This window comes from Neobacillus vireti, from assembly GCF_001026695.1.
In the GTDB taxonomy this organism is placed as follows: Bacteria; Bacillota; Bacilli; order Bacillales; family Cytobacillaceae; genus Neobacillus; species Neobacillus vireti.
On record NZ_LDNB01000014.1, the window covers coordinates 151,714 to 172,898 of the forward strand.

Below are 21,185 nucleotides of genomic sequence, written 5' to 3' on the forward strand. Positions count from 1 at the left end.
CTAAAGGCTGTAAGTATAATCTAATCTTTTTTGTTTTATGAGCTATTACTTATTATTTTTCTAGCAAAAGGCTGAGCATCATCGTTAGCCTTTTGCTATTAAATTTATTTTTTAACTTATTAGCCTTAAAAAGAGGCTACATCGGGATCAGCAGTATGAGATTGTTTTGGGAATAGGAATCCTGTGGTGTAAGGTGATGATTGGCCTTTTAATCGAAAAGCTTTTTCAATTTCAACTGCAGCACGACGTGCATCTTCTACGGTGCGCTTGCCAGTCACAATGTCGTTCATCAAGTTTAATGCCATAAAATTCGCTGCTTCTTGATCGCATTTAGCCGTAGCTACTGGGATGTTGGCGGTAATAACCACTAAATCCATAATCCATTTAAAATCCCTCATGCCATATTTTATACTGGTCATTTGTCCATCGTTACAGTGGGAAGCTTGGCATGCACAAACAAGATTGGGTGTAATTGTTTTTATACAAGCATGTATTTCTTGAATAAGGGATGCCCCTGTTTTTTATCAATAAGCACTTTTTGAAGCCCAAGTCATACACTATGAAAAAGAATTTTCCCAATGTAATCCCATAAAAGAGGAGTGTAGTTATGGAAAAACGAACCATTAGTCAAATGGGTGGGAATGTCCCTCAACCTATCCGAAGCGATGGAGCTGGAGGGATAGACTCCGGCCCGCGTAATATTATGCGGGACATTCAAAATCCGGATATGCTAGTCCCACCTATTACGGATGCAGGCTTGCTCCCAAACTTGAAATTCTCATTCTCAGATACTTCAATGAAATTAGATCACGGAGGATGGTCCCGCGAGATCACGGTGAGGGAACTTCCTATAGCCACCACCCTGGCAGGAGTAAATATGAGTTTGACTGCCGGCGGAGTACGTGAACTCCATTGGCATAAACAAGCAGAATGGTCGTATATGCTGTTAGGACGGGCACGTATAACTTCGGTTGACCAACAAGGAAGAAATTTTATTGCCGACATAGGCCCGGGAGATATTTGGTACTTTCCCCCAGGTATTCCTCATTCAATCCAAGGGTTGGAACATTGTGAATTTCTGCTCGTCTTCGATGACGGGGACTTTTCCGATCTTTCCACCTTATCCATCTCCGACTGGTTTGCACATACTCCCAAAGATGTTCTGTCTGCAAATTTCGGAGTACCAGAGAGTGCTTTTGACTCTATCCCTTCTGAACAGGTATATATTTATCAGGGAGAGGTACCAGGTTCACTAGAAAGTCAGGAAGTCCAGTCACCCTACGGAGATGTTCCTTTAACCTTCAAGCACGAGCTATTGAAACAAACACCAATTAAAACGCCTGGTGGTAGTGTACGAATTGTGGACTCTTCAAACTTTCCAATTTCGAAAACAGTTGCAGCAGCACTCGTTGAGATTGAACCGGGTGCAATGAGAGAAATTCATTGGCATCCCAATAACGACGAATGGCAGTATTACCTTACCGGACAAGGGCGGATGACTGTATTTACTGGGAATGGTACAGCTCGCACATTTGACTATAGAGCTGGTGATGTCGGATATGTACCTTTTGCTACTGGACACTATATTCAAAACACCGGTACCGAAACATTATGGTTTTTAGAAATGTTCAAAAGCAATCGCTTTGAAGACGTGTCACTAAATCAATGGATGGAACTGACTCCTAAAGATTTAGTTATGAGCAACTTAAATGTTGGAACAGAATTGATTGATTCTCTACGGAAGGAGAAATGGCCTGTTGTGAAATATCCCGGGTATTCCTACTACCCAAAAAACAGGTAGATAAGAGGAGATTTGCTCATCCATAGAGTTGTGGTGGTTTTTACTATGTGCAAGACAATTTATCCTCACTTAAATTAACGGGGGAGTTACTTGTAGATCCAGCTGCCATAATTGGTGGCTTCTTTGTTATTCAACTTAAGGGCAGTTAGTGGAATAAGGGATAAGGTTAAATGATATTTATGGATGAAGATATGATTTCAAATAAGGAATATCCTGAATTTTCCCACCGACTAATAGCAGGTCCAAGAAGCCTGTCCCCATGTTCTTGTTAAGAGAAAAATTAATTAGTCGATTTTTACTAGATATTTAAGGTGTAATCCATCAAAATGAATATAATGATAAAAATTTGGAAGAGGAGACATTGTTCATGAATGATGTGTTAAAACGAAATAATGTAAGGGTGATGGGACAGGGAGAGCAAACGATTATTTTTGCGCATGGATTTGGTTGTGATCAGAGCATGTGGCAATATATTGCTCCTAAATTTGCTGAGAGTTATAGAATTATATTATTTGACTATACAGGGTCAGGAAATTCTGATATCACGGCGTACCACTCTGATAAATATAGCACGCTTCAAGGATATATGCAGGATGTCTTGGATATTATTGAAGAAATGGGTCTTCAACAGATACTATTCATAGGTCATTCGATTAGTTCGATGATTGGGATGCTTGCTGCGATTGAGCGGCCGGATTACTTTGATAAATTAATTATGATTGGGCCTTCGCCTTGTTATTTAAATGATACAGACGGTTATGTTGGCGGCTTTGAACAAACTGATATTAACGAATTACTAGCTTTGATGGAGATGAATTTTGCAGGATGGGCAAGCTATATGGCGCCATTTGCTATGGACCAAACTAAAGATCCCAAGCTAACTCAAGAATTAGAGAATAGCTTTGTCTCAACGAACCCGCGCATAGCAAGGGAGTTCGCGGAGGTAACATTCTTTTCGGATTATCGCGCGAGCGTACCATCAGTGAAGGTACCTACACTAATTATTCAATGCTCGAATGATAGCATTGTTCCAATCGAAGTAGGAGAATATTTACATAAGCATTTACAAAATAGTACGCTTCAAATCATAGAGGCAAGAGGGCATTATCCACATATTAGCCAGCCTTTAGAAACAACTAATATGATTATAGATTATCTAACGAATTAATGAATAAAAGGGAGATTATTTATGGATGAACGATTAATAGAGGCACCTTGTGGGTTTTTATCGATGGACCATAATGGATCTATTATCGAGGTCAATAAAACCTTTCTTGAATGGATCGGCTTCAAGCAAAAGAATTTAGTAGGAAAGCATTTTGAATCGTTATTGACGACAGGAAATAAGCTGATTTTTCATTCTTATTTTTATCCGAATATTAATTTGCATGGGCATGTTGAAGAGCTATTCATAAATTAAAAAAACAACATGGGTGAATCCGTTCCATTTTTGATGAATGCTAGACGTTTTAGGCAGGATGGTCTAGAAATGATTGACTGTATTTTGGTTCAAATGAAGAAGCGAATTGATTATGAATTAGAATTACGCACGACTAAAAAACAAATGGAAGAGGCCTACTTAGAAAAGAATCGAGCTTTTGCAAGACTTGAACAAATCTATCTTGAAATTGAAAAGAAACAGATTGAACTAATGGAAATTAATTCAGGATTAGTAGAAATATCGAATACTGATAAGCTCACAGGCATTCCGAACAGAAGATTCTTCCAAGAAAAGCTAGAAGAGCAGATTGAATTGTATCACAAAGGAGAAACAACATTCTCGCTGCTGATTATTGATATTGATCATTTCAAAAAAGTAAATGATACATATGGCCATCAAATTGGCGATATTGTACTTGTGAAATTAGCAACCATCCTAAAGACTCAGGCGCGGTCCGAGGATATAGCTGCGCGATTGGGTGGCGAAGAATTTGTCATCATTCTTCCGCATACCGATGTGGATGAGGCAATATTGCTGGCTCAGAAGGTTAATCAAGAGGTTGAACTAGCTGAATGGACAGAAACAGGCAGCTTAACAGTAAGTGTTGGGGCAGCGACATTTACTGAGAAGGATACAGAAGCATCTATCTTGAAAAACGCAGATCAAGCTCTCTATGCTTCCAAGGAAAATGGTCGAAATCGCGCCACACATTTTAGCGAGTTACCATAATAACTGGGTGCCAATTTCCTGCCTTTCCTCCCAATCTATAACAATAGAGGCCAGGTTTGGGCAGACCCGGCACACGAATTCAAACTAGTCATCTCTCTATTGTATGTGCAAACGCAATCACCCCAATACTTGTAAAGTTGCTAGAGTCACTGTATAATTTTTCGGGGTACTAAATATTTTGTCGAAGGGTGGATGATTTGTGTTGAAAAAAGGAAAAGTTTTTCTGAATGCTATTTTAATAGCTTTTCTTGTTGCTGCGTCAGTACAAGGCTTATTTCCTGCTGGAGTAAAAGCAGATAGTGAAGCTGGTACAGGGAACTCAGCAAAGTTACGTATCTTGGAAACTACGGACCTTCATTCGAATGTTATGCCGTATGATTATTATCAAGGTACAGACCAAGGCATTAAATATGGTTTGGCAAAGACAGCAACACTGATCAAGGCGGCTCGAGAAGAAGAAGGAGTTACAAACTCGATGCTTTTTGATGCCGGCGATTCCATCCAAGGGAATCCATTGGCAACGTATGCTGCCAAAAACCTGAAGGAAGACGAAGTTCATCCATTGTTTAAAGCAATGAACACTCTTGACTACGATGCAGCGATTGTCGGAAACCATGAGTTTAATTATGGCCTGCCGTATCTGGATCGTGTCTTAAAAGACGTGAACTTTGATGTGGTAAACGCGAACGTTTATCGCGCTGACAATGGTGAAAACTATTTTACTCCATATGTCGTTATTCCTAAAAAAATTATCGATGACGCTGGCAATGAATCGACGATTAACGTTGGAGTCATCGGTTTTGTTCCACCACAAATCATGAATTGGGACAAGTTCCATCTGGATGGAAAAGTAACAGTTGAGGGGATTACGGAAACAGCAAGAAAATTCATCCCTAAAATGAAGGAAGAGGGCGCAGACATAATTGTCGCGATTGCTCACTCCGGCTGTGACATTCAGGAAGAAGATGATCAAGAAGCCGAGAACGCTGTTTATGAATTAACGAAGGTTAAGGACGTCGATGTCATGCTGTTTGGGCATGCGCATACAACATTCCCAGGGGCAAGCGGCTTTAACAATAAACCGGAAATTGATAATAAAACAGGACATATTCATGGCGTTCCTGCCGTTGAAGCAGGAAAATGGGGCGACAATTTAGGCGTCGTGGATTTAAAACTTGTTAAAGATGAAAAGGGCAAATGGACTGTTGATAAGCAAGCTTCTAATTCAGCGAATCGTCCAGTTTCCGTAGATACTCCATTGGATCAAGAAATTGTTGATGGAGTAAAAGACATGCACGAGGCAACGATTAAGTATGTGAATGAAAAAATTGGCGAAACGAAACAGCCTTTGTTCAGCTTTTTCTCAAGGGCAGTAGACGATGCCAGTTTACACCTTGTGAACCTGGCGCAAATCGATTATGCAAACAAATGGATTCCATTGAATAAACCAGAATTAAAGGGAATTCCAGTTGTTTCGGCGATGGCTCCTTTTAAAAATAATACAAATGTCGCTGTCGGCGATCTTTCAATTAAAAGTGCAACAGATTTGTACAACTTTGACAATACAATTAAAGCGGTAAAAATGACTGGGGCTCAAGTGAGAGAGTGGCTTGAATTTTCGGCTTCATCTTTTAAACAGATCGATCCAGCTAAAGAGGAACAACAAGAATTACTTGATAACTCTTTCCCTGGATACTTATATGATGTAATTGATGGTGTTAAATACCAAGTCGATGTTACCCAGCCAAGAAGATATGACTGGAGCAAGGGTGTCCTTGAGAATGCGGATTCACAGCGAATCATCAATTTCAAGATGATGGATGGTACGCCGATTAAGGATGATCAAGAGTTTATTGTTGTGACCAATAACTACCGTGCAGGCGGCGGCGGGAAGTTCCCGGGCTTAGTTGATGGAACGGCTGAGCTAGTGCTTGATTCTACTGATGAAATCCGTGATATTTTGATGGATTATATTAGAGATAGAAAAGTTATTGATCTGAAGGCAGACAACAACTGGTCGATTGCACCAGTTGACGGAAATGTAACGATGACATTTACAGCTTCCGCGGTTGCAAAACAATATCTGGACTTAGTGCCAAATATTAAAGCTCTTGGTGAAGAAAACGGGGGCAGCCAAACCTATCAATTAGTCCCAAGTGCCAATGAAGAACAACCGGAACCGGTTAAAGAAGGTTGGCAATTCGAAGACGGCCATTGGTATTTCTATGAAGATGGCGCGGCACATACTGGTTGGTTAAAAGATAAAGTGAACTGGTATTACCTTGGTTCTGATGGAAAAATGCTAGAAAATGACTGGGTATTGTACAAAAATACTTGGTACTATTTAGGCAAATCAGGCAAAATGCTAGAAAATGCCTGGGTACAGGACAAAAATGTCTGGTACTACTTAGGTAAAGACGGCAAAATGCTAGAAAATGCCTGGGTACAGGACAAAAATGTCTGGTACTACTTAGGCAAATCAGGCAAAATGCTAGAAANACAAAAATGTACTACTTAGGCAAATCAGGCAAAATGCTAGAAAATGCCTGGGTGCAGGACAAAAATGTCTGGTACTACTTAGACAAATCAGGCAAAATGCTAGAAAATGGCTGGGTGCAGTACAAAAATGCCTGGTACTACCTAGGTAAATCAGGCAAAATGCTAGAAAACAGCTGGGTGCAGTACAAAAACAAATGGTACTACCTTAAAAATGATGGAACCATGGCAGTAAACACTACCGTCCAAGGATACAAAGTCGGAGCAGACGGAGCATGGATTAAATAAGAATACAAAGGCCAATTCCCAACGTTAACACGGGGATTGGCCTTTTTTGAGTTTCGGTGCTTTGTTGAAAAATGAACGCCAGCCCCGCCATTTTTAATTGTGTTGGCTAAACCCCAAGTGGGACAAGGAGCCTGTTCTTGATTGTATATTTGACATTTCTGAACTTTCAGAATAAACTTTACCTATCGGATAGGTAGACAGCTGGATGGCAGTGAAAAATTAGACTTAGTAGGTGAATGTCTAATGAAAAGTATTAAAAGGGTTTCTATGCATGAAATGATTGCAGCGGAAATCAAGAGATTTATAAACGAACACGACTTAAAAAGAGGAGATAAGCTTCCATCTGTTGCGGAATTGACAGCGATTCTAGGTGTTAGCCGCTCGAGTATACGTGAAGGTCTCCGCTATCTTGAAGGGTTCGATGTCATCGAGGTACAAAACGGAAAAGGGATTTTTGTTAAAGAAGGCGACGCCTTAAAAATCGAAGCAAAAATCGATGTCGAGCAGGAAAAGAATTATTTATTACATATTAGTGAACTTAGGAGAGCACTTGAAGGAAAAGCAGTCGAGCTAGCCGCAGTAAGGGCAGCGGATGAGGAAATTCAAGAAATGGAAAGGCTGCTGGCCGAGGTCATTTCCCTGAAAGATGCTGGGATTGATTCTTCGAAAGAGGACTGGGAGTTTCACAAAGCCATTTATAAGGCTTCCCATAACCCTTTGTTAGAAAGTGTTGCTGAATCTGTCTCTGACACCTTTAATAAGCTGTGGAATAAACCGTTTGGGATTGAGCATATTTTCGAGGATACCTTACCCTTTCATTGCACGATGCTGGATGGTATTAGGCAGCACAACCCGGCGTATGCCTTGCAAGAGTTTAATAAGTTAATTGATACAGCTGAACATACTGTTCGAAAAATTTAAGAAAGAAGGTATTAACATGACGAACGATTTGTTTTCAGATGAGCATATTTGCACACACCTAGGCGACGATTATGGCCGGTTTCATGGGGCGGTTGTTCCTCCTATCTACCAAAACTCGCTGTTTGTCTTTGATAATTTTGACCGGCTCACAGAAGCGATGAAGGACGAGCAAGGCAGTTATTTATACTGGCGCGGGACGAATCCAACCGTTGAAATTGTCGAGAAGAAATTGGCCGCACTGGAAAAAGGCGAGAAATGTAAATTATTTGCCTCCGGGATGGCAGCCATCTCGGCAGCGATTTTAACCTTCTTGCAAGCTGGTGACCATGTGTTAAGCGTCAGCAATATTTACGGACCGACAACGAAATTTTTTACCTATGTTGAGAAATTCGGGATCAGCCATACGAATACGCTTCACACCGATCTTGAGGCAATCGAGTCATTAATTCAACCAAATACAAAGGTGATTTATTTAGAAAGCCCAACGACCATGTCCTTTAAGCTTGTCGATTTGAAGGCTATTGCTTCGATTGCCAAGCAGCGCGGAATTAAAACGATTATTGATAACACCTGGGCGACTCCATTGTTCCAGAATCCGATTGCATATGGAATTGATATTGTCGTCCATTCAGTTTCCAAGTATCTAGGAGGACATAGTGATCTTGTCGGCGGGGCCCTGATTACAAGCAAGGAAATTATGGATCATCTATTTTACCATGAGTATCAGTTATTCGGCGGGGTGATGCCGCCCTATGAAGCGTGGTTATTAATGCGCGGACTGCGCACCCTTCCGCTCCGCATGAGAGCACATCAAGAGAGCGGTATGAAAATGGCGTTATTTTTAGAAAATCATCCTTCTGTAAAAAAAGTTCATTACCCTGGCTTACAAAGTTCACCTGACTATGAACTCGGCAGACAGCAATTAAAGGGCTATGCCGGTTTGATGAGCTTCGAGCTCGTGAATAATTCGTTCGAGTCAGTACGACAGGTATTAAATAGTTTAAAACTTTACCAAATTGGCGTTTCCTGGGGCGGTTTCGAAAGTTTAGCCATCTCCCCAAACTATGGATATAACACCGAACAACTAGTGGAGAGCGGAATCGACCCGGGTTTAATTCGCATATCCGTTGGTTTAGAGAACATCGACGAATTAATAGCAGACATGAACGCAGCGTTGTAAGTGGGACGAGGAGCCTGTCCCTGCTTTCGGTATAGGAGGAGTTTATTCCTTTTATATAAAAAAAACATGTCAGAGGGGGATTAAAGTTTGATGCATCATCTTAAAAAGGGATTTCTGCTTTTGGTGTTAATGATGGTATTTATGGGTCTCATCGCAGGCTGCAGCAGCTCAGATGCAGGAACAAAGGAAAAAGACGGAAAAGTCACGTTAAGGATGGTTGAGAGTATTACAAGCCCTGCAAGAACAAAACTGTTAAAGGAAATGTTAAAGAAATTTGAAGACGAAAATCCAACCATTAAAGTAGAGTTGATTTCTCCGCCTCTAAAGAGTGCAGACGAAAAAATATCCCAAATGCTGATGGCAAAAGAGGATATTGATGTTTTGGAAGTTCGCGAACAAACGGTTAAAAACTTCTCCAATAATAAATTTATTGAGGATCTTTCCCCCTATACAAGCAAGTGGGAGAATTGGAATACGTTAACGGAAACGATTAAGCACGGAGCTACTGCTATCGATAATAAACCTTACTATATTCCGTATGGTGTTTATGAAAAAACATTATTCTATCGAAAAGATTGGTTTGAAGCGGCGGGCTTGGCGGCACCAAAAACGTGGGATGATTTGGTTGCGGCAGCTATTAAACTAACAGACCCTTCCAAAAATCGCTATGGCTATAGTTTCAGGGGTGGTGCGGGTTCACCGGATTATATCGAATTTATGACCTGGTCCTACTTGGGTAAGCAAATCGCGCAAAAGGATGCTTATTTTACGCAAGATGGAAAAGTGATGTTTGAAACACCTGAAGCGGGAAAAGTCCTTGATACCTTTGTGAAATTGTACAAAGAAGCATCCCCGCCTGATTCGATTAGCTGGAGCTATCCGGAAATGGTTCAAGGCTTCACCTCCGGCATGACGGCCATGTTGATTCAGGATCCAGAGGTTATAGTTACAGCTGAAGAAAATATGGAAAAAGGAACATGGGCCACAGCTCCACTGCCTAAGGGAACGCCATCTGGGGTAGCCCAACAGCCTGCGGGTACAGCTGGCTGGGGAATCGGTGCTTTTTCTAAACATAAAGAGGAGGCCTGGAAGCTTGTTTCTTTCCTATCCAGCCCTGAACAAAATTTATTCTTCGCGAAAAATAATTCATTAATTCCGATTCATTTAAGCGCCGGAGATGATCCATACTTCAAGGAAGGCTATTTTAGTTCCTATATTGAAATGAATGCTAAGCCGGAAGAATTCTTAATTGCTGACCGCCCTGTTGAATATAAGGGTTATGCTGAATACCGATCATTGGCCGAGAAGGATATTCAGGCCCTGCTGTTAGGTAAGGAATCGAAGGAAGATGTATTATCCAAATGGACGGATTTTTGGAAAAAGGAAAAAGAAAACAAAAAATAGCAGCTTATGGGGGCAGTGAAGTTCTGCTGCCCTCCTTGTTTTTTCGGAAAGGAGCAAATGAACCTTGAAAACGCAAACTGAAACCGTTGCGGAACGAGGCTTGCCGTCGTTTCTTATATCTAAACATGGACTTTTTATATTCCTTTGTTTACTTCCAGCTTTATTACTTGTAACTGTTTTTATCTATTATCCCTTGTTCAAAGGTGTAATCATGGCTTTTCAAAATTATTCATTATTTGACTTAACGAATATTAATTTTATCGGCCTGGAAAACTTCAAAACGGTAATGGCTGAGTCTGGTTTTAAAGAATCACTGATTAATAGCTTCTACTGGGTGTTTTTTTCATTGATTCCTCAATTTGTGATTGGTTTCATCGTCGCCCTCTTATTAAGGAGGAAGTTCCGCGGCAGAGGGATTTATCAGGCATTCATCTTTTTTCCATGGGCAATGTCCGGTTTTTTAATTGGTTTGATTTGGCGCTGGATGTTAAATGGCCAGAGTGGTGTAATTAACGACTTGTTGCTGAAGCTGCATCTTATTGATTCTGCCATTCCGTTCCTATCGGACCCGAACTGGGCGATGGTTTCAGTCATCGTCGCGAATGTTTGGTATGGGATTACCTTCTTTGCGATCATGATTTTAGCTGCCTTGCAATCGATTCCCGATGAATTGTTTGAAGCCGCTAAGATTGACGGGGCCAACTATGTCCAGCAGCTTTTCAAGATAACCATTCCTTATATCATGCCAACCCTTATTGTAACAACCTTATTACGGGTTATTTGGATATTAAACTTCCCGGATTTGATCTATTCGCTAACAAACGGCGGACCTGCTGGTTCAACCCATATTCTTTCGACTTTTATGCTGGAGAAAATTATTTTTGGACAAAACTACGGACAAGCAGCGGCTGTCGGGGTGATTATGATTTTCTTACTGCTGTTCTTTTCTATTTTCTATGTATTGGCTACGAAATTTAATAAGGCGGGTGATTTTTAATGGGGAGACAGATCAACTGGCGATTGCTGTTTAAGGTTATTTTCCTATCCTTATTCCTTGTCTTTACTGTGTTTCCGCTTTACTGGATTTTTATTACTTCTTTAAAACCAGGGAAGGATATGTTTACTTTCCCGATTCACTATTGGCCGGAAACGATTACGTTTGATAATTATATTAATATCTTTAAGATTTCTAGCTTTAATATCTATATTGTAAATAGTTTAATTCTATCAATTGTCGCAGGGTTTTTCTCGCTAATCATTGCGCTCTTAAGCGGGTATGTTCTTGCCCGCTTTGAGTTTAAAGGCAAGACACAAGTCATCTTTGCTTTCTTTATTACGCAAATGATTCCCATCTTTATTGGTCTTGCCCCGTTATATTTATTAATGTCCAAGCTGCAGCTGCTCAATAAGTTACCATCGCTTATGCTCATGTATACGGTGATGATGATTCCTTTTTGTACGGTGATAATGAAAGGTTTCTTCGAACGAATTCCTTCTAGCCTTGAAGAAGCGGCAATGATTGATGGATGTTCGCGGATTACCGCTTTATTTAAAGTCATCATCCCCGTCATGCTGCCTGGTATTGCGGCTACCTTTATTTTTGCCTTTGTTCAATGCTGGAACGAATTGTTTCTAGCGATTATGTTCATCGACAAGGAGGAGGCAAAAACGATTCCTGTAGCCATGAATTCCTTTATCACGAAATTTGACATTGATTGGGGCGCGATGTCGGCAGCAACCGTCCTATCCGTCATCCCAACACTCATTCTATTCGCATTCGCCCAGAAATACATCGTTGAAGGAATGACACAAGGATCTGTTAAGGGGTAGGGAATTATACCTTGCACCGGTTACAATACTACCTTATGGCAACCCATTCCCTGCTTCCTTCCAAATTCAGTGCTTGGCACGGATGATTTGGTATTGGTTTGCTGTACGTCACCCGACCGAGATATTATCGGAGCTAGGGAAATGGCGGCAAAAGGAATTGTCCAAGTAGTCCCTTTTAGTAAGTCATATGGTGTAAAATTAGGAATTGAACCATTATCATTCATTTAATGGAAGGGGATTACGATGACAACAGATACAATGACAAAACCATTAATTGAAATTGAACATATCGGCAAGACGTATCAAACAAGAAATGGAGAGGTTCCCGCTGTAAAGGACCTCCATTTCAATGTCCATGATGGGGAGTTTGTTTCCCTTTTAGGCCCAAGCGGCTGCGGCAAGAGTACGTTACTGATGATTATTTCCGGTTTAGTGAAACAAACGCAAGGCAGGGTGAGGGTAAAAGGGAAAGAGGTTAATGAACCTAGAACGGATGTCGGGATTATTTTTCAAAAGCCTTTGCTATTAGTGTGGCGAACCATTCTTGATAATATAATGCTGCAGGCTGAGATCAGAAAATTACCCTTAAACGAGTATCGGGTAAAAGCGAAGGAATTACTGAGATTAGTGGGCCTCGAAGGGTTTGAGAATAAATATCCTAAAGAACTTTCAGGGGGCATGCAGCAGCGCGTTGCCATTTGCAGAGCTCTTCTGCATGATCCGCAAATCCTGCTAATGGATGAGCCATTCGGTGCCTTGGACGCGCTAACAAGGGAACGAATGGGGTCTGATATCGAACATCTTTGGATGAAGCATAAAAAAACATGCTTTTTAATCACTCATGATATTGAAGAAGCCGTCATGCTGTCTGACCGAGTATTAATCCTTTCCAATCGTCCTTGTGAAGTGAAAAAGGAAATCAAGATTGACCTTCCGCGCCCAAGGCATTGGAGCTTAAGAGAAACGCAAAAGTTCGGAGAATACACGCACCAGATTCGAGATGTATTCACGGAAATGGGCGTTTTAGCAAGGAACTAAGGCATTGGTTTATATTTGGACTATCAATGCTTATGGTCGGTATCTCACTGTTTGGGTTATTTCTCGGAATTTCCTAACCGGTTCAAACCACCTTGTTTGTGAATGAATTCCAACATAATCGGGCAACAGTAACCGGTATCTACTTTTCCCAATTACATAAATTACCGTGTTTGTCCCGGACTTGAACATTACAGTATGTGAGTTACACTTTTGGTAGTGACAGCTGTAGAATTTTCGCCGATTGGGACTTACAAAGTCGATGTAGAAGCCCTCTACGTAGGTGTTTTCGTGGATTTAAAGACAAAAAATTGAAGTAGAACCGCCTTACTTAAAGGTTTTCGAGGGATTTGGGGCATAAAGTTGCAGCAGAACAGCTCTCCGTCACAATACCCGCCGATTGTGCCCGTCCGGACGATTTTTCCGAAGGAACGGTCAAAATCCCCGGACGATTGTGCCCGTCCGGACGATTTTTCCGAAGGAACCGTCACAATACCCGCCGATTGTGCCCGTCCGGACGATTTTTCCGAAGGAACGGTCAAAATCCCCGGTCGATTGTGCCCGTCCACACGATTTTTCCGAAGGAACGGTCAAAATCCCCGGTCGATTGTGCCCGTCCGGACGATTTTTCCGAAGGAACGGTCAAAATCCCCGGTCGATTGCGCCCGTCCGCGTGATTTTTCCGAAGGAATGGTCAAAATCCCCGGTCGATTGTGCTCGTCCACACGATTTTTTCGAACTTATGCCGCAGTTTCCCCCAATTACGACAGATTTTCGATCACTTAATACCCCTTTTTGGCTGCTTATTACATATTCCATGGTGCTAACGACATATACCCGGGCGCTAACTAAATTTTTGGACTTACGATATTATTGGAGAGCACCGTGTCCTGGTTCTGATCGGAGGTAGATGGGTCGTGGGGACAGGCTCTGTGTCCCAACCGGTAAATATTCCTTTCAAGTTTGGTTAATAATGAAATGGTGGTGTTGTGATTAAACCTGAAGGATGGATGAAGTGGAAAATTTAATCATTACGATTTCACGGACTTGTGTTTCGTTTTTAATTCTAATGATCGTGTCGTTATGGATTGGAAAACAAGTAAACTCTGGTAATAACCATTACAATTTTGCCTTATCGATCACAATTGGTGCGTTCATTGCCAATATGGGGTTTGATACATATTTAAAATTTATTCCGATGCTTGCCGCGTTCCTTGCCCTTATTGCCATGTATTTTCTCAGTTCTCTCATTTCTACGCACAGCCGACGTTTTCGTTTGTTGCTTTCCGGGGAACCGACAGTTGTAATGGAAAATGGGAAAATTTTGGACGGAAATATGAAAAAAGTAAGGTATACATTAGACGATTTAAATCAGCAGCTGCGGGAGCAGGGGATATTTGATGTATTTCAAGTGGAATATGCACTTTTAGAGGTTAGTGGCAAGTTATCTGTTATGAAAAAGAAAAAGTTTCAATCTTTAACGAAAGGAGATTTTCATCCAACCCAACAGAATTCAAAAATTCAGCTTCCAATCGAACTAATCATGGATGGGACGGCCGTTGAAAAGAATTTTAGCTCGCACTATTCCAGCACATGGCTTAACCAGGAATTAAAGTTAAGAAATTTGCAAATGCAAGAAATACAATACGCCGTCATCTCATCAAGTGGTTCACTATTTATCGATTTATTTGAAGACCATATAAAAGCTCCATTAGATCGCGAATAGGGGACAGGCACCGTGTCCCATTAGGTGCTGTCCCCCCGTCCTTAGTTGTTTACTAGATATCGGTCATACATTTCTAAATCTTCTAGAAGTCCGTGTTTATAAACTAATAACGCCTTTTTAACGATGGTGCTATGATTCCCACATTTTAGCTCCTGCTCACATTCAGCTAATTCCCTGGTTTTTACTATGCTTAGCTCATTAAAAATGCTTCCCAATTCTCTCCCCATTTTTTGCTCCCCCAACTCTCCAGACTATAAAACTATTTCATAGCTTCAGCATCGCCAACTTTTTCATAGATTATACGTAGAGAGGGATGAGGATCCTGTTTTTCGCCCACCCTTTATACAAAAAAAAAGGACAAGGTGCCCCTCGTCCCACTAAGAGTTGTATTGTCTGTTCCATTCTTCATCCGTTTTCGTTAGGTAGAGTATTCCTTCAATTAATCCAATAAGGCCGGGGATACCAGTCCAGCTAAATAAAATATATACGATGCCCATTCCAATTTTACCAAGGTAAAATTTATGTATCCCCAAACTGCCTAATAATATACCTAATACTCCAGCAGTCACTTTAGATTTCATGTGAGTCACCTCCTTATTACAATAATATACAATTGTAATCCTTCTCGTCTATATCTTTATTATGGGAAATTTCAGTTTATTAAAAAATGAAACAAAAAAATTAGGCGACTATAAAAAAATGGGACAAGGAGCCTGTCTCCATGTCCCTAATAACTGCCACCACCAACGGCATTCTTTCCTGATGATTTGACTTTATACATCGCTGTATCAGCACTTTTTAATAAGGATGAAGGAGTATCCCCTTGGTTCTTAAAGGCGATGCCGATGCTGGCGGAAATCAGCAGATCATTGACATTTAGCTGCAATCCACTTGAAATGTTCGCTGCAATTTCAGAAGCCTCTTCTTTGTCGGTCCCCAATAACATGACAATAAATTCATCACCGCCAAGGCGGCTAACAAAGGTAAAGCCATTTCGGAATCGTTTTAATTGGTGGGCTACCTCTTTTAATAGGTGATCTCCCTGCTCGTGTCCATACCTATCATTCACCTGTTTAAATCCGTCCAAATCAATGAACATGAGGGAAACGGATTGCTCTCCTTGTAATGAGGCCGATAACTTTTCCATAAAATAATGTCGGTTAGGAAGGCCTGTTAGCGAATCATACAAGGCGAGCTTTTTTAATTTCCGATTCAAACTTTGTAACTGTAATTGTTTTTCTGTTAATTTCTCCGATAATAAACCTACACTAATGGAGCATAAAAAAGTAACAATGGCCACACCGAGATGGAGCGATAATTCTTGGTTAACTAATTCGGCCACTTGTAGGTACTTTTCATATAGTAACCAAAACAGGTGGTAGATATTAACGATCAACGCCGCAAAGAGCCCGCCTGCAAATCCTAAATAATAGGAAAAAATAAAGCATGGAAACAATAATAAAAACCAAACCATATCATCAATATAAAATATATCTAACTTAGTTAAAAAACCTGGGCTGATTGTAAATCCAACGCACAATGCGATAACACCCTTCGGTATTTTCCGCAACGATTTCATATTTATACATAACATCATTGATTCTTCCCCCCTCGTTCTAACCCATTTAAGCTAATCAATCAAATCGGTGCTAATGGCGCTTAATACAATCCATGTTTTCAATGATAATCCCCGATTGTGCATTTCTGGGAAATTTTACAGTTTTAACAGCCGCCCTTGAATCGTTTTAATAAATGGAAATAGACCAATAATAATTTTAGCATATTTTGTCGAATTGAGTTGGTGGAAACAGTAATATATAAGGGACGGAGGGACTAGCACCTTGGATTGATTTTTCGGGTGCGGCAATTACCGGTGTGGTATGAGTAGGTATTGATGGTCTACCAGATGCTTCGGTAAGGTTCGTGTGATGGCGGTCTGGTATAAGAATGATTGTGAGGTACTTGAATAATAGATTGTGAATTAATCTTCCGCTAGATAAATAGAAGAAATACAGATCAATTTTCGATTTAGCGAAAGCTAGTGGAAAGATGAATGATAATTGGAAATTAATAATGGTAGGCATACTAATAAAGAGGGTTATTAAACAAATTTACAAAAAAATTGGATGGCGACTGAATTCCAGTCGCCAAAAAAAATAATATGTAGACCAAAATACTTAAAATTAACCCAATGAACCTAATGAAGCTATGCCTACCCAGAATAAGATTTTCATTCCAATTGAAACGACGCCTAAAATAATTGCAGTTATAGACATACCTCTCTTTATTGTCTTTCTCATTCCAACAGCACCAAAAATGATTGCTAAAACTCCTAGGATATAAGGTAAAAATGGAACCCAATTTAAGACAACAGCAATAATCCCCAAAACTAATCCAGCAACGGCTAATCCATTACCTTCTGCCTTTTGAACGTAAATTGTTTGAGTCTGTTCATTACTCATTTGATTCACTCCCTTCTGATATTATTAGGACCTAATTCCTATCCTTTATTAAATTTAGAATTTTTTTGAAAATTTGTCAACACGTTTCGGTAAATTCAGACAAAATTTAGACAAAATTTTGGCTAGAAGTGGGAATGCAGGCTTAAATAAGTTAAATTGGCTAACCAGATAATGATCCACTTCATTTAACAGTAGTTGTGTCTTAAATTCAGTTTGAACTCTTTGCTTTTCTTCTGGTGAAAAAATAATTCAATAATAAATTTTATCGATCACTTAGATTATGAAACTTACGACCTATTTCCAGCCCCTAACGATCCATAATACGCAATATACTCCATTCACTAGAGATAATATGGAAATTATCGTGATTTCTGACCATTGAGAGGTCCGTAGGGATAGTTACCTAGTCCCCATGTCCAGAATTGTCGAAACACAGGGTTTTATGGTGAAGGGATTTGGTAGACAGATATTTCTGAATATAATACGCTTAAGTTACGTCTTATTAAAGTGATTTTAAGAAGTCCTCTAGGTATTACATATTATTATTTAGGAAAATGAGAGGGAGTGGATATTTTCAACAAGAAAAATTGTAAACGCTTCAAATATTAAAATAAAAAATAGGGGGAAATAGAAATGAAGAAAAGATGGTTATCGCTAGTTTCATTGTTACTAGTATTCTCATTTATCATTTCAGGTTGTTCCAGCTCAACTTCCACAAAGGATAAAGACGACAAAAAAGCGGCGAAATTAGAGATTTTTAGCTGGTGGACAGGGGCCGGTGAAGAGGATGGCCTGAAGGCATTAATTAAGCTTTTTAAAGAAAAATATCCGAATGTTCCCGTTGAAAATGCTGCTGTAGCAGGTGGTGCCGGAACGAACGCAAAAGCAGTTCTTGCCAGCAGGATGCAGGGGAATGATCCGCCAGCGACATTCCAAGTTCACGGTGGTGCTGAGTTAAACGCAGGATGGGTAGCTGCCGGGAAAATGGAGCCGCTCAATGATTTATATGAAAAAGAAGGCTGGAAAGATAAATTCCCGCAATCGTTAATTGATATGGTAAGCAAGGATGGCAATATTTACTCTGTTCCTGTGAATATTCACCGCGGGAATGTCATTTGGTATAACAAGAAAATCTTTGCTGACAACGGCTTAACTCCGCCGAAAACATTCGATGAGTTCTTTGCCGTAGCCGATAAGCTGAAAACGAAAGGAATTACGCCATTATCATTGGGCGATAAAGAGCCATGGACTGCGACGATGCTATTTGAAGATATCCTCGTGGGAACGATTGGCACGGAAAAATACATTAAACTTTGGTCTGGTGACCTCCCGCTAAATGATCCAGGTGTAGTCGAAGCAACGAAAACCTTTAAGAAAATGCTCGATTATGTGAATGCGGACCACAGCTCCCGTAACTGGCAGGATGCCTCGCAAATGGTCGGCAAGGGTGAAGCAGCGATGAATGTCATGGGCGACTGGGCCAAGGGCTATTTTGTTAATGATTTAAAATTAAAGACGAATGAAGATTTTGGTTTTATTACCACGCCAGGAACTGAAGGTGACTTTTTAGTTATTACCGATACATTTGGATTGCCAAAAGGAGTTAAAAATCCAGATGATGTAAAGAAATTCTTGTCTGTCCTAGGGTCTGTTGAAGGGCAAGATGCCTTCAACCCATTGAAAGGATCGATTCCTGCCCGGATTGATGCCGATCCTGCTAAATATGACGAATACGGAAAGCAAACCATCGCGGACTTTAAAGATGCCAAGTTAGCACCAAGTTTGGCTCACGGTTCTGCAGCGCCGGAAGGCTTCCTAACGAAGGTCAACCAAGCAATTAACATCTTTGTCACGCAAAAAGATGTTGATCAATTTATTGACTCTTTAGTAGCGGCTTCTTCTGATTTGAAAAAATAAGGAATTTAAGAAAAAGGAGGAAGGAGGGTCGTTCTTCCTTCTTTTTCATACATAAATCAAGTTAGGGGTTTTCATGATGGAGCTAAACCGAACAGAGAAAGGATCAGCTGTCTTGCCTGAAACAAAAGCCAAACGGAATCGGAAGCTAACAACGGACCATTTATTAGCCCTTTGTTTCATCCTACCCTCGATTGTGCTGATTGCTGTATTTGTTTACGGGTTTATTGGCTGGACAGGTTATGTCAGCATGAGTAACTGGAATACGTTAGTGCCCGACTTTTCCTTCGCCGGTTTAAAAAACTATGCGTATTTATTTCAAGACTACCGTTTCCAAGCAGATTTACGGAACACCTTAGTATTTACGGTCCTGTTTATCGCCGTAGTGGTCTTGGCGGGACAAGCGTTAGCTATATTTCTAGATCAAAAGATTCGCGGGGAATCACTTTTTCGAAACATTTTCTTTTTCCCGATGGCCTTATCATTTGTAGTAACGGGGGTTGTTTGGCAATGGCTGTTGAACCCGACAACCGGCGTTAATTTATTTTTGAAAAAGTTCGGGCTGGACTCCATGTGGTATACGAATACCGATATCCTTGCCGGTTTTAAATGGGGAAAAATCGAGTTCGGTATTCCTGTGGCGATTATTGCCGTCGTCATTGCCGCTGTTTGGCAAATGACAGGCTTTTCGTTAGCGATGTATTTAGCGGGGCTGCGGGCGATTCCGGAAGAGTTGAAGGAAGCAGCCAGAATCGATGGCGCTTCGGAGTTTAAAGTCTATCGAAAAGTAATTATTCCATTACTAAGGCCAATCACAGTCAGTGTCATTATTATCATGGCCCACATTTCGCTTAAAATATTTGACTTAATTTATGCGATGACAGGGCCAGGAGCGAATTTTGTGACCGATGTTCCGGGTGTTTATATGTTTGAAACAACATTCCGCGGTAATTACTATGCAAACGGTGCCGCGATTGCAATCATCATGCTGCTGTTTGTCGCCATTTTCATTGTTCCATATCTCATTTCAAGTAGAAAGGGGGAGTCATAATGGCACTCAAAAGCATAAGCAAACCGTTGTTATATCTCATTTTAATCGCACTGAGCTTATTTTTCCTCATGCCTGTTTATGTCATGGTGGTTACGAGCTTAAAACCATTGGACCAGGTTACCTTGAGTGATATGTGGAAGCTGCCGTCAGTCCTGGATTTTAGCAGTTATGCAACGGCCTTTACGAAATTGACTCCCAATCTATTAAATTCCTTTTACCTTGTCATCCCTGCGACATTGCTATCAGCGTTATTAGGTTCATTAAATGGCTACGTGTTGTCAAAATGGAAGTTTAAAGGCTCGAATACGATTTTTACACTGATCTTATTCGGAATGTTTATTCCATATCAAAGTATCTTAATTCCGATGATCCAATTCCTGCGTGAAATCGGGTTGTATAATACGATCCCTGGTCTCGTTTTTGTCCATGTGGTTTACGGGATTCCGATTACCACCTTAATGTTTCGAAACTTTTATGCCAATATTCCCGATGAAATGCTAGAATCGGCCAAGATTGACGGTGCAGGTTTTTTACGGGTGTTTCGCTATATCATGCTGCCGCTGTCGATTACGGGATTTGTCGTCGTCGCAATTTGGCAATTCACTAATATTTGGAATGAGTTTTTATTTGCAGTAACCATCACGACTTCTGATCAGCAGCCAATTATGGTCGCTTTACAGAACCTTTCTGGGAGCCAAATCGTCCAATGGAATGTGCAAATGGCCGGTGCCCTTCTTGCTGCCCTGCCAACCTTAATCGTGTATATCTTTTTAGGAAAATACTTTGTCAAAGGGCTATTAGCGGGATCGGTTAAAGGGTAGTTCTATTACTTTTAAAAAGAGGGGGGTGATTGTGTTCTGAATTTATGGAATCTTTTTCAACTGACTTTAAAAAGATTTTAAAGGAG

The 21,185-nt window shown here is 40.6% G+C and carries 22 protein-coding genes; 16 read left to right on the top strand and 6 right to left on the bottom strand.

Going from position 1 to position 21,185, the window contains the following annotated elements; genetic code table 11:
• Positions 1–125 precede the first annotated feature (125 nt).
• A complete protein-coding gene (locus AA980_RS18160; RefSeq protein WP_235815107.1) occupies positions 126–419 on the bottom strand; it encodes a hypothetical protein in 294 nt (97 codons plus the stop codon).
• 188 nt (positions 420–607) lie between these two features.
• Here AA980_RS18160 and AA980_RS18165 point away from each other — a divergent pair, with 188 nt between their 5' ends.
• From AA980_RS18165 to AA980_RS18215, 12 genes are all read left to right on the top strand, one after another.
• On the top strand, positions 608–1,801 hold the full coding sequence (locus AA980_RS18165) for an oxalate decarboxylase family bicupin (protein ID WP_024026778.1): 1,194 nt from the start codon (positions 608–610) through the stop codon (positions 1,799–1,801).
• Between the two features lie 367 nt (positions 1,802–2,168).
• The gene (locus AA980_RS18170) at positions 2,169–2,969 is read left to right on the top strand and encodes an alpha/beta fold hydrolase (RefSeq protein ID WP_024026777.1); all 801 of its coding nucleotides are present in this window, start codon (positions 2,169–2,171) and stop codon (positions 2,967–2,969) included.
• A 21-nt stretch (positions 2,970–2,990) separates the two neighbouring features.
• Positions 2,991–3,221 carry a PAS domain-containing protein gene (locus AA980_RS28170; protein ID WP_328586672.1) on the top strand — a complete coding sequence of 77 codons (231 nt, stop codon included), beginning with the start codon at positions 2,991–2,993 and terminating at the stop codon, positions 3,219–3,221.
• A 69-nt stretch (positions 3,222–3,290) separates the two neighbouring features.
• Complete coding sequence (locus AA980_RS18175; RefSeq protein ID WP_328586671.1) at positions 3,291–3,971, top strand: GGDEF domain-containing protein; 681 nt, start codon at positions 3,291–3,293, stop codon at positions 3,969–3,971.
• A gap of 199 nt (positions 3,972–4,170) precedes the next feature.
• A partial coding sequence (locus AA980_RS18180) for a bifunctional 2',3'-cyclic-nucleotide 2'-phosphodiesterase/3'-nucleotidase (RefSeq protein WP_236691749.1) occupies positions 4,171–6,469 on the top strand: 2,299 nt, incomplete at its 3' end.
• A gap of 7 nt (positions 6,470–6,476) precedes the next feature.
• Positions 6,477–6,755 (top strand): hypothetical protein, encoded by a 279-nt coding sequence (locus AA980_RS28285; RefSeq protein WP_053005480.1) that lies wholly within the window; start codon positions 6,477–6,479, stop codon positions 6,753–6,755.
• A 243-nt stretch (positions 6,756–6,998) separates the two neighbouring features.
• Positions 6,999–7,676, top strand: a complete 678-nt coding sequence (locus AA980_RS18190; RefSeq protein WP_024031162.1) for a FadR/GntR family transcriptional regulator — start codon at positions 6,999–7,001, stop codon at positions 7,674–7,676.
• A 16-nt stretch (positions 7,677–7,692) separates the two neighbouring features.
• Complete coding sequence (locus AA980_RS18195; RefSeq protein ID WP_024031161.1) at positions 7,693–8,856, top strand: trans-sulfuration enzyme family protein; 1,164 nt, start codon at positions 7,693–7,695, stop codon at positions 8,854–8,856.
• Positions 8,857–8,946: 90 nt separating this feature from the next.
• Positions 8,947–10,260, top strand: a complete 1,314-nt coding sequence (locus AA980_RS18200) for an ABC transporter substrate-binding protein (protein ID WP_024031160.1) — start codon at positions 8,947–8,949, stop codon at positions 10,258–10,260.
• 64 nt (positions 10,261–10,324) lie between these two features.
• Positions 10,325–11,257, top strand: a complete 933-nt coding sequence (locus AA980_RS18205; RefSeq protein ID WP_024031159.1) for a carbohydrate ABC transporter permease — start codon at positions 10,325–10,327, stop codon at positions 11,255–11,257.
• Positions 11,257–12,090, top strand: a complete 834-nt coding sequence (locus tag AA980_RS18210) for a carbohydrate ABC transporter permease (RefSeq protein WP_024031158.1) — start codon at positions 11,257–11,259, stop codon at positions 12,088–12,090. Before AA980_RS18205 ends, AA980_RS18210 begins: the two co-directional genes overlap by 1 nt.
• Positions 12,091–12,333: 243 nt before the next feature.
• Positions 12,334–13,128 (top strand): ABC transporter ATP-binding protein, encoded by a 795-nt coding sequence (locus AA980_RS18215; RefSeq protein ID WP_024031157.1) that lies wholly within the window; start codon positions 12,334–12,336, stop codon positions 13,126–13,128.
• 432 nt (positions 13,129–13,560) lie between these two features.
• Here AA980_RS18215 and AA980_RS27295 read toward each other — a convergent pair whose 3' ends face one another.
• Entirely contained in the window at positions 13,561–13,719 is a 159-nt protein-coding gene (locus AA980_RS27295; RefSeq protein ID WP_160310253.1) for a hypothetical protein, read from the bottom strand.
• 412 nt (positions 13,720–14,131) lie between these two features.
• Here AA980_RS27295 and AA980_RS18220 point away from each other — a divergent pair, with 412 nt between their 5' ends.
• Positions 14,132–14,851: a DUF421 domain-containing protein gene (locus AA980_RS18220; RefSeq protein WP_236691750.1), complete on the top strand. Its 720-nt coding sequence runs from the start codon at positions 14,132–14,134 to the stop codon at positions 14,849–14,851.
• A 41-nt stretch (positions 14,852–14,892) separates the two neighbouring features.
• Here AA980_RS18220 and AA980_RS18225 read toward each other — a convergent pair whose 3' ends face one another.
• The 4 genes from AA980_RS18225 to AA980_RS18240 all read right to left on the bottom strand — a co-directional run bounded on the left by AA980_RS18225 (position 14,893) and on the right by AA980_RS18240 (position 17,313).
• A complete protein-coding gene (locus tag AA980_RS18225) occupies positions 14,893–15,078 on the bottom strand; it encodes a hypothetical protein (protein ID WP_024027019.1) in 186 nt (61 codons plus the stop codon).
• A gap of 150 nt (positions 15,079–15,228) precedes the next feature.
• On the bottom strand, positions 15,229–15,441 hold the full coding sequence (locus AA980_RS18230; protein WP_235815109.1) for a TM2 domain-containing protein: 213 nt from the start codon (positions 15,439–15,441) through the stop codon (positions 15,229–15,231).
• Positions 15,442–15,578: 137 nt separating this feature from the next.
• Entirely contained in the window at positions 15,579–16,448 is an 870-nt protein-coding gene (locus tag AA980_RS18235; RefSeq protein ID WP_024027017.1) for a GGDEF domain-containing protein, read from the bottom strand.
• A 586-nt stretch (positions 16,449–17,034) separates the two neighbouring features.
• Positions 17,035–17,313 carry a hypothetical protein gene (locus AA980_RS18240; protein ID WP_024027016.1) on the bottom strand — a complete coding sequence of 93 codons (279 nt, stop codon included), beginning with the start codon at positions 17,311–17,313 and terminating at the stop codon, positions 17,035–17,037.
• A gap of 633 nt (positions 17,314–17,946) precedes the next feature.
• On the opposite strand from AA980_RS18240, the gene AA980_RS18245 reads away from it, so the two are divergent.
• From AA980_RS18245 to AA980_RS18255, 3 genes are all read left to right on the top strand, one after another.
• The gene (locus tag AA980_RS18245) at positions 17,947–19,230 is read left to right on the top strand and encodes an ABC transporter substrate-binding protein (protein ID WP_024027015.1); all 1,284 of its coding nucleotides are present in this window, start codon (positions 17,947–17,949) and stop codon (positions 19,228–19,230) included.
• Between the two features lie 76 nt (positions 19,231–19,306).
• On the top strand, positions 19,307–20,278 hold the full coding sequence (locus AA980_RS18250) for a carbohydrate ABC transporter permease (RefSeq protein WP_024027014.1): 972 nt from the start codon (positions 19,307–19,309) through the stop codon (positions 20,276–20,278).
• Complete coding sequence (locus AA980_RS18255; protein WP_024027013.1) at positions 20,278–21,099, top strand: carbohydrate ABC transporter permease; 822 nt, start codon at positions 20,278–20,280, stop codon at positions 21,097–21,099. Before AA980_RS18250 ends, AA980_RS18255 begins: the two co-directional genes overlap by 1 nt.
• Positions 21,100–21,185 lie beyond the last annotated feature (86 nt).

What these genes read in the sequence shown, in the direction of transcription:
- AA980_RS18160 (WP_235815107.1), bottom strand. Translation starts at nt 419, where the DNA reads ATGACCAGTATAAAATATGGCATGAGGGATTTTAAATGGATTATGGAT.
- AA980_RS18165 (WP_024026778.1), top strand. Translation starts at nt 608, where the DNA reads ATGGAAAAACGAACCATTAGTCAAATGGGTGGGAATGTCCCTCAACCT.
- AA980_RS18170 (WP_024026777.1), top strand. Translation starts at nt 2,169, where the DNA reads ATGAATGATGTGTTAAAACGAAATAATGTAAGGGTGATGGGACAGGGA.
- AA980_RS28170 (WP_328586672.1), top strand. Translation starts at nt 2,991, where the DNA reads ATGGATGAACGATTAATAGAGGCACCTTGTGGGTTTTTATCGATGGAC.
- AA980_RS18175 (WP_328586671.1), top strand. Translation starts at nt 3,291, where the DNA reads ATGATTGACTGTATTTTGGTTCAAATGAAGAAGCGAATTGATTATGAA.
- AA980_RS28285 (WP_053005480.1), top strand. Translation starts at nt 6,477, where the DNA reads ATGTACTACTTAGGCAAATCAGGCAAAATGCTAGAAAATGCCTGGGTG.
- AA980_RS18190 (WP_024031162.1), top strand. Translation starts at nt 6,999, where the DNA reads ATGAAAAGTATTAAAAGGGTTTCTATGCATGAAATGATTGCAGCGGAA.
- AA980_RS18195 (WP_024031161.1), top strand. Translation starts at nt 7,693, where the DNA reads ATGACGAACGATTTGTTTTCAGATGAGCATATTTGCACACACCTAGGC.
- AA980_RS18200 (WP_024031160.1), top strand. Translation starts at nt 8,947, where the DNA reads ATGCATCATCTTAAAAAGGGATTTCTGCTTTTGGTGTTAATGATGGTA.
- AA980_RS18210 (WP_024031158.1), top strand. Translation starts at nt 11,257, where the DNA reads ATGGGGAGACAGATCAACTGGCGATTGCTGTTTAAGGTTATTTTCCTA.
- AA980_RS18215 (WP_024031157.1), top strand. Translation starts at nt 12,334, where the DNA reads ATGACAACAGATACAATGACAAAACCATTAATTGAAATTGAACATATC.
- AA980_RS18220 (WP_236691750.1), top strand. Translation starts at nt 14,132, where the DNA reads ATGGATGAAGTGGAAAATTTAATCATTACGATTTCACGGACTTGTGTT.
- AA980_RS18225 (WP_024027019.1), bottom strand. Translation starts at nt 15,078, where the DNA reads ATGGGGAGAGAATTGGGAAGCATTTTTAATGAGCTAAGCATAGTAAAA.
- AA980_RS18235 (WP_024027017.1), bottom strand. Translation starts at nt 16,448, where the DNA reads ATGATGTTATGTATAAATATGAAATCGTTGCGGAAAATACCGAAGGGT.
- AA980_RS18240 (WP_024027016.1), bottom strand. Translation starts at nt 17,313, where the DNA reads ATGAGTAATGAACAGACTCAAACAATTTACGTTCAAAAGGCAGAAGGT.
- AA980_RS18245 (WP_024027015.1), top strand. Translation starts at nt 17,947, where the DNA reads ATGAAGAAAAGATGGTTATCGCTAGTTTCATTGTTACTAGTATTCTCA.
- AA980_RS18250 (WP_024027014.1), top strand. Translation starts at nt 19,307, where the DNA reads ATGGAGCTAAACCGAACAGAGAAAGGATCAGCTGTCTTGCCTGAAACA.
- AA980_RS18255 (WP_024027013.1), top strand. Translation starts at nt 20,278, where the DNA reads ATGGCACTCAAAAGCATAAGCAAACCGTTGTTATATCTCATTTTAATC.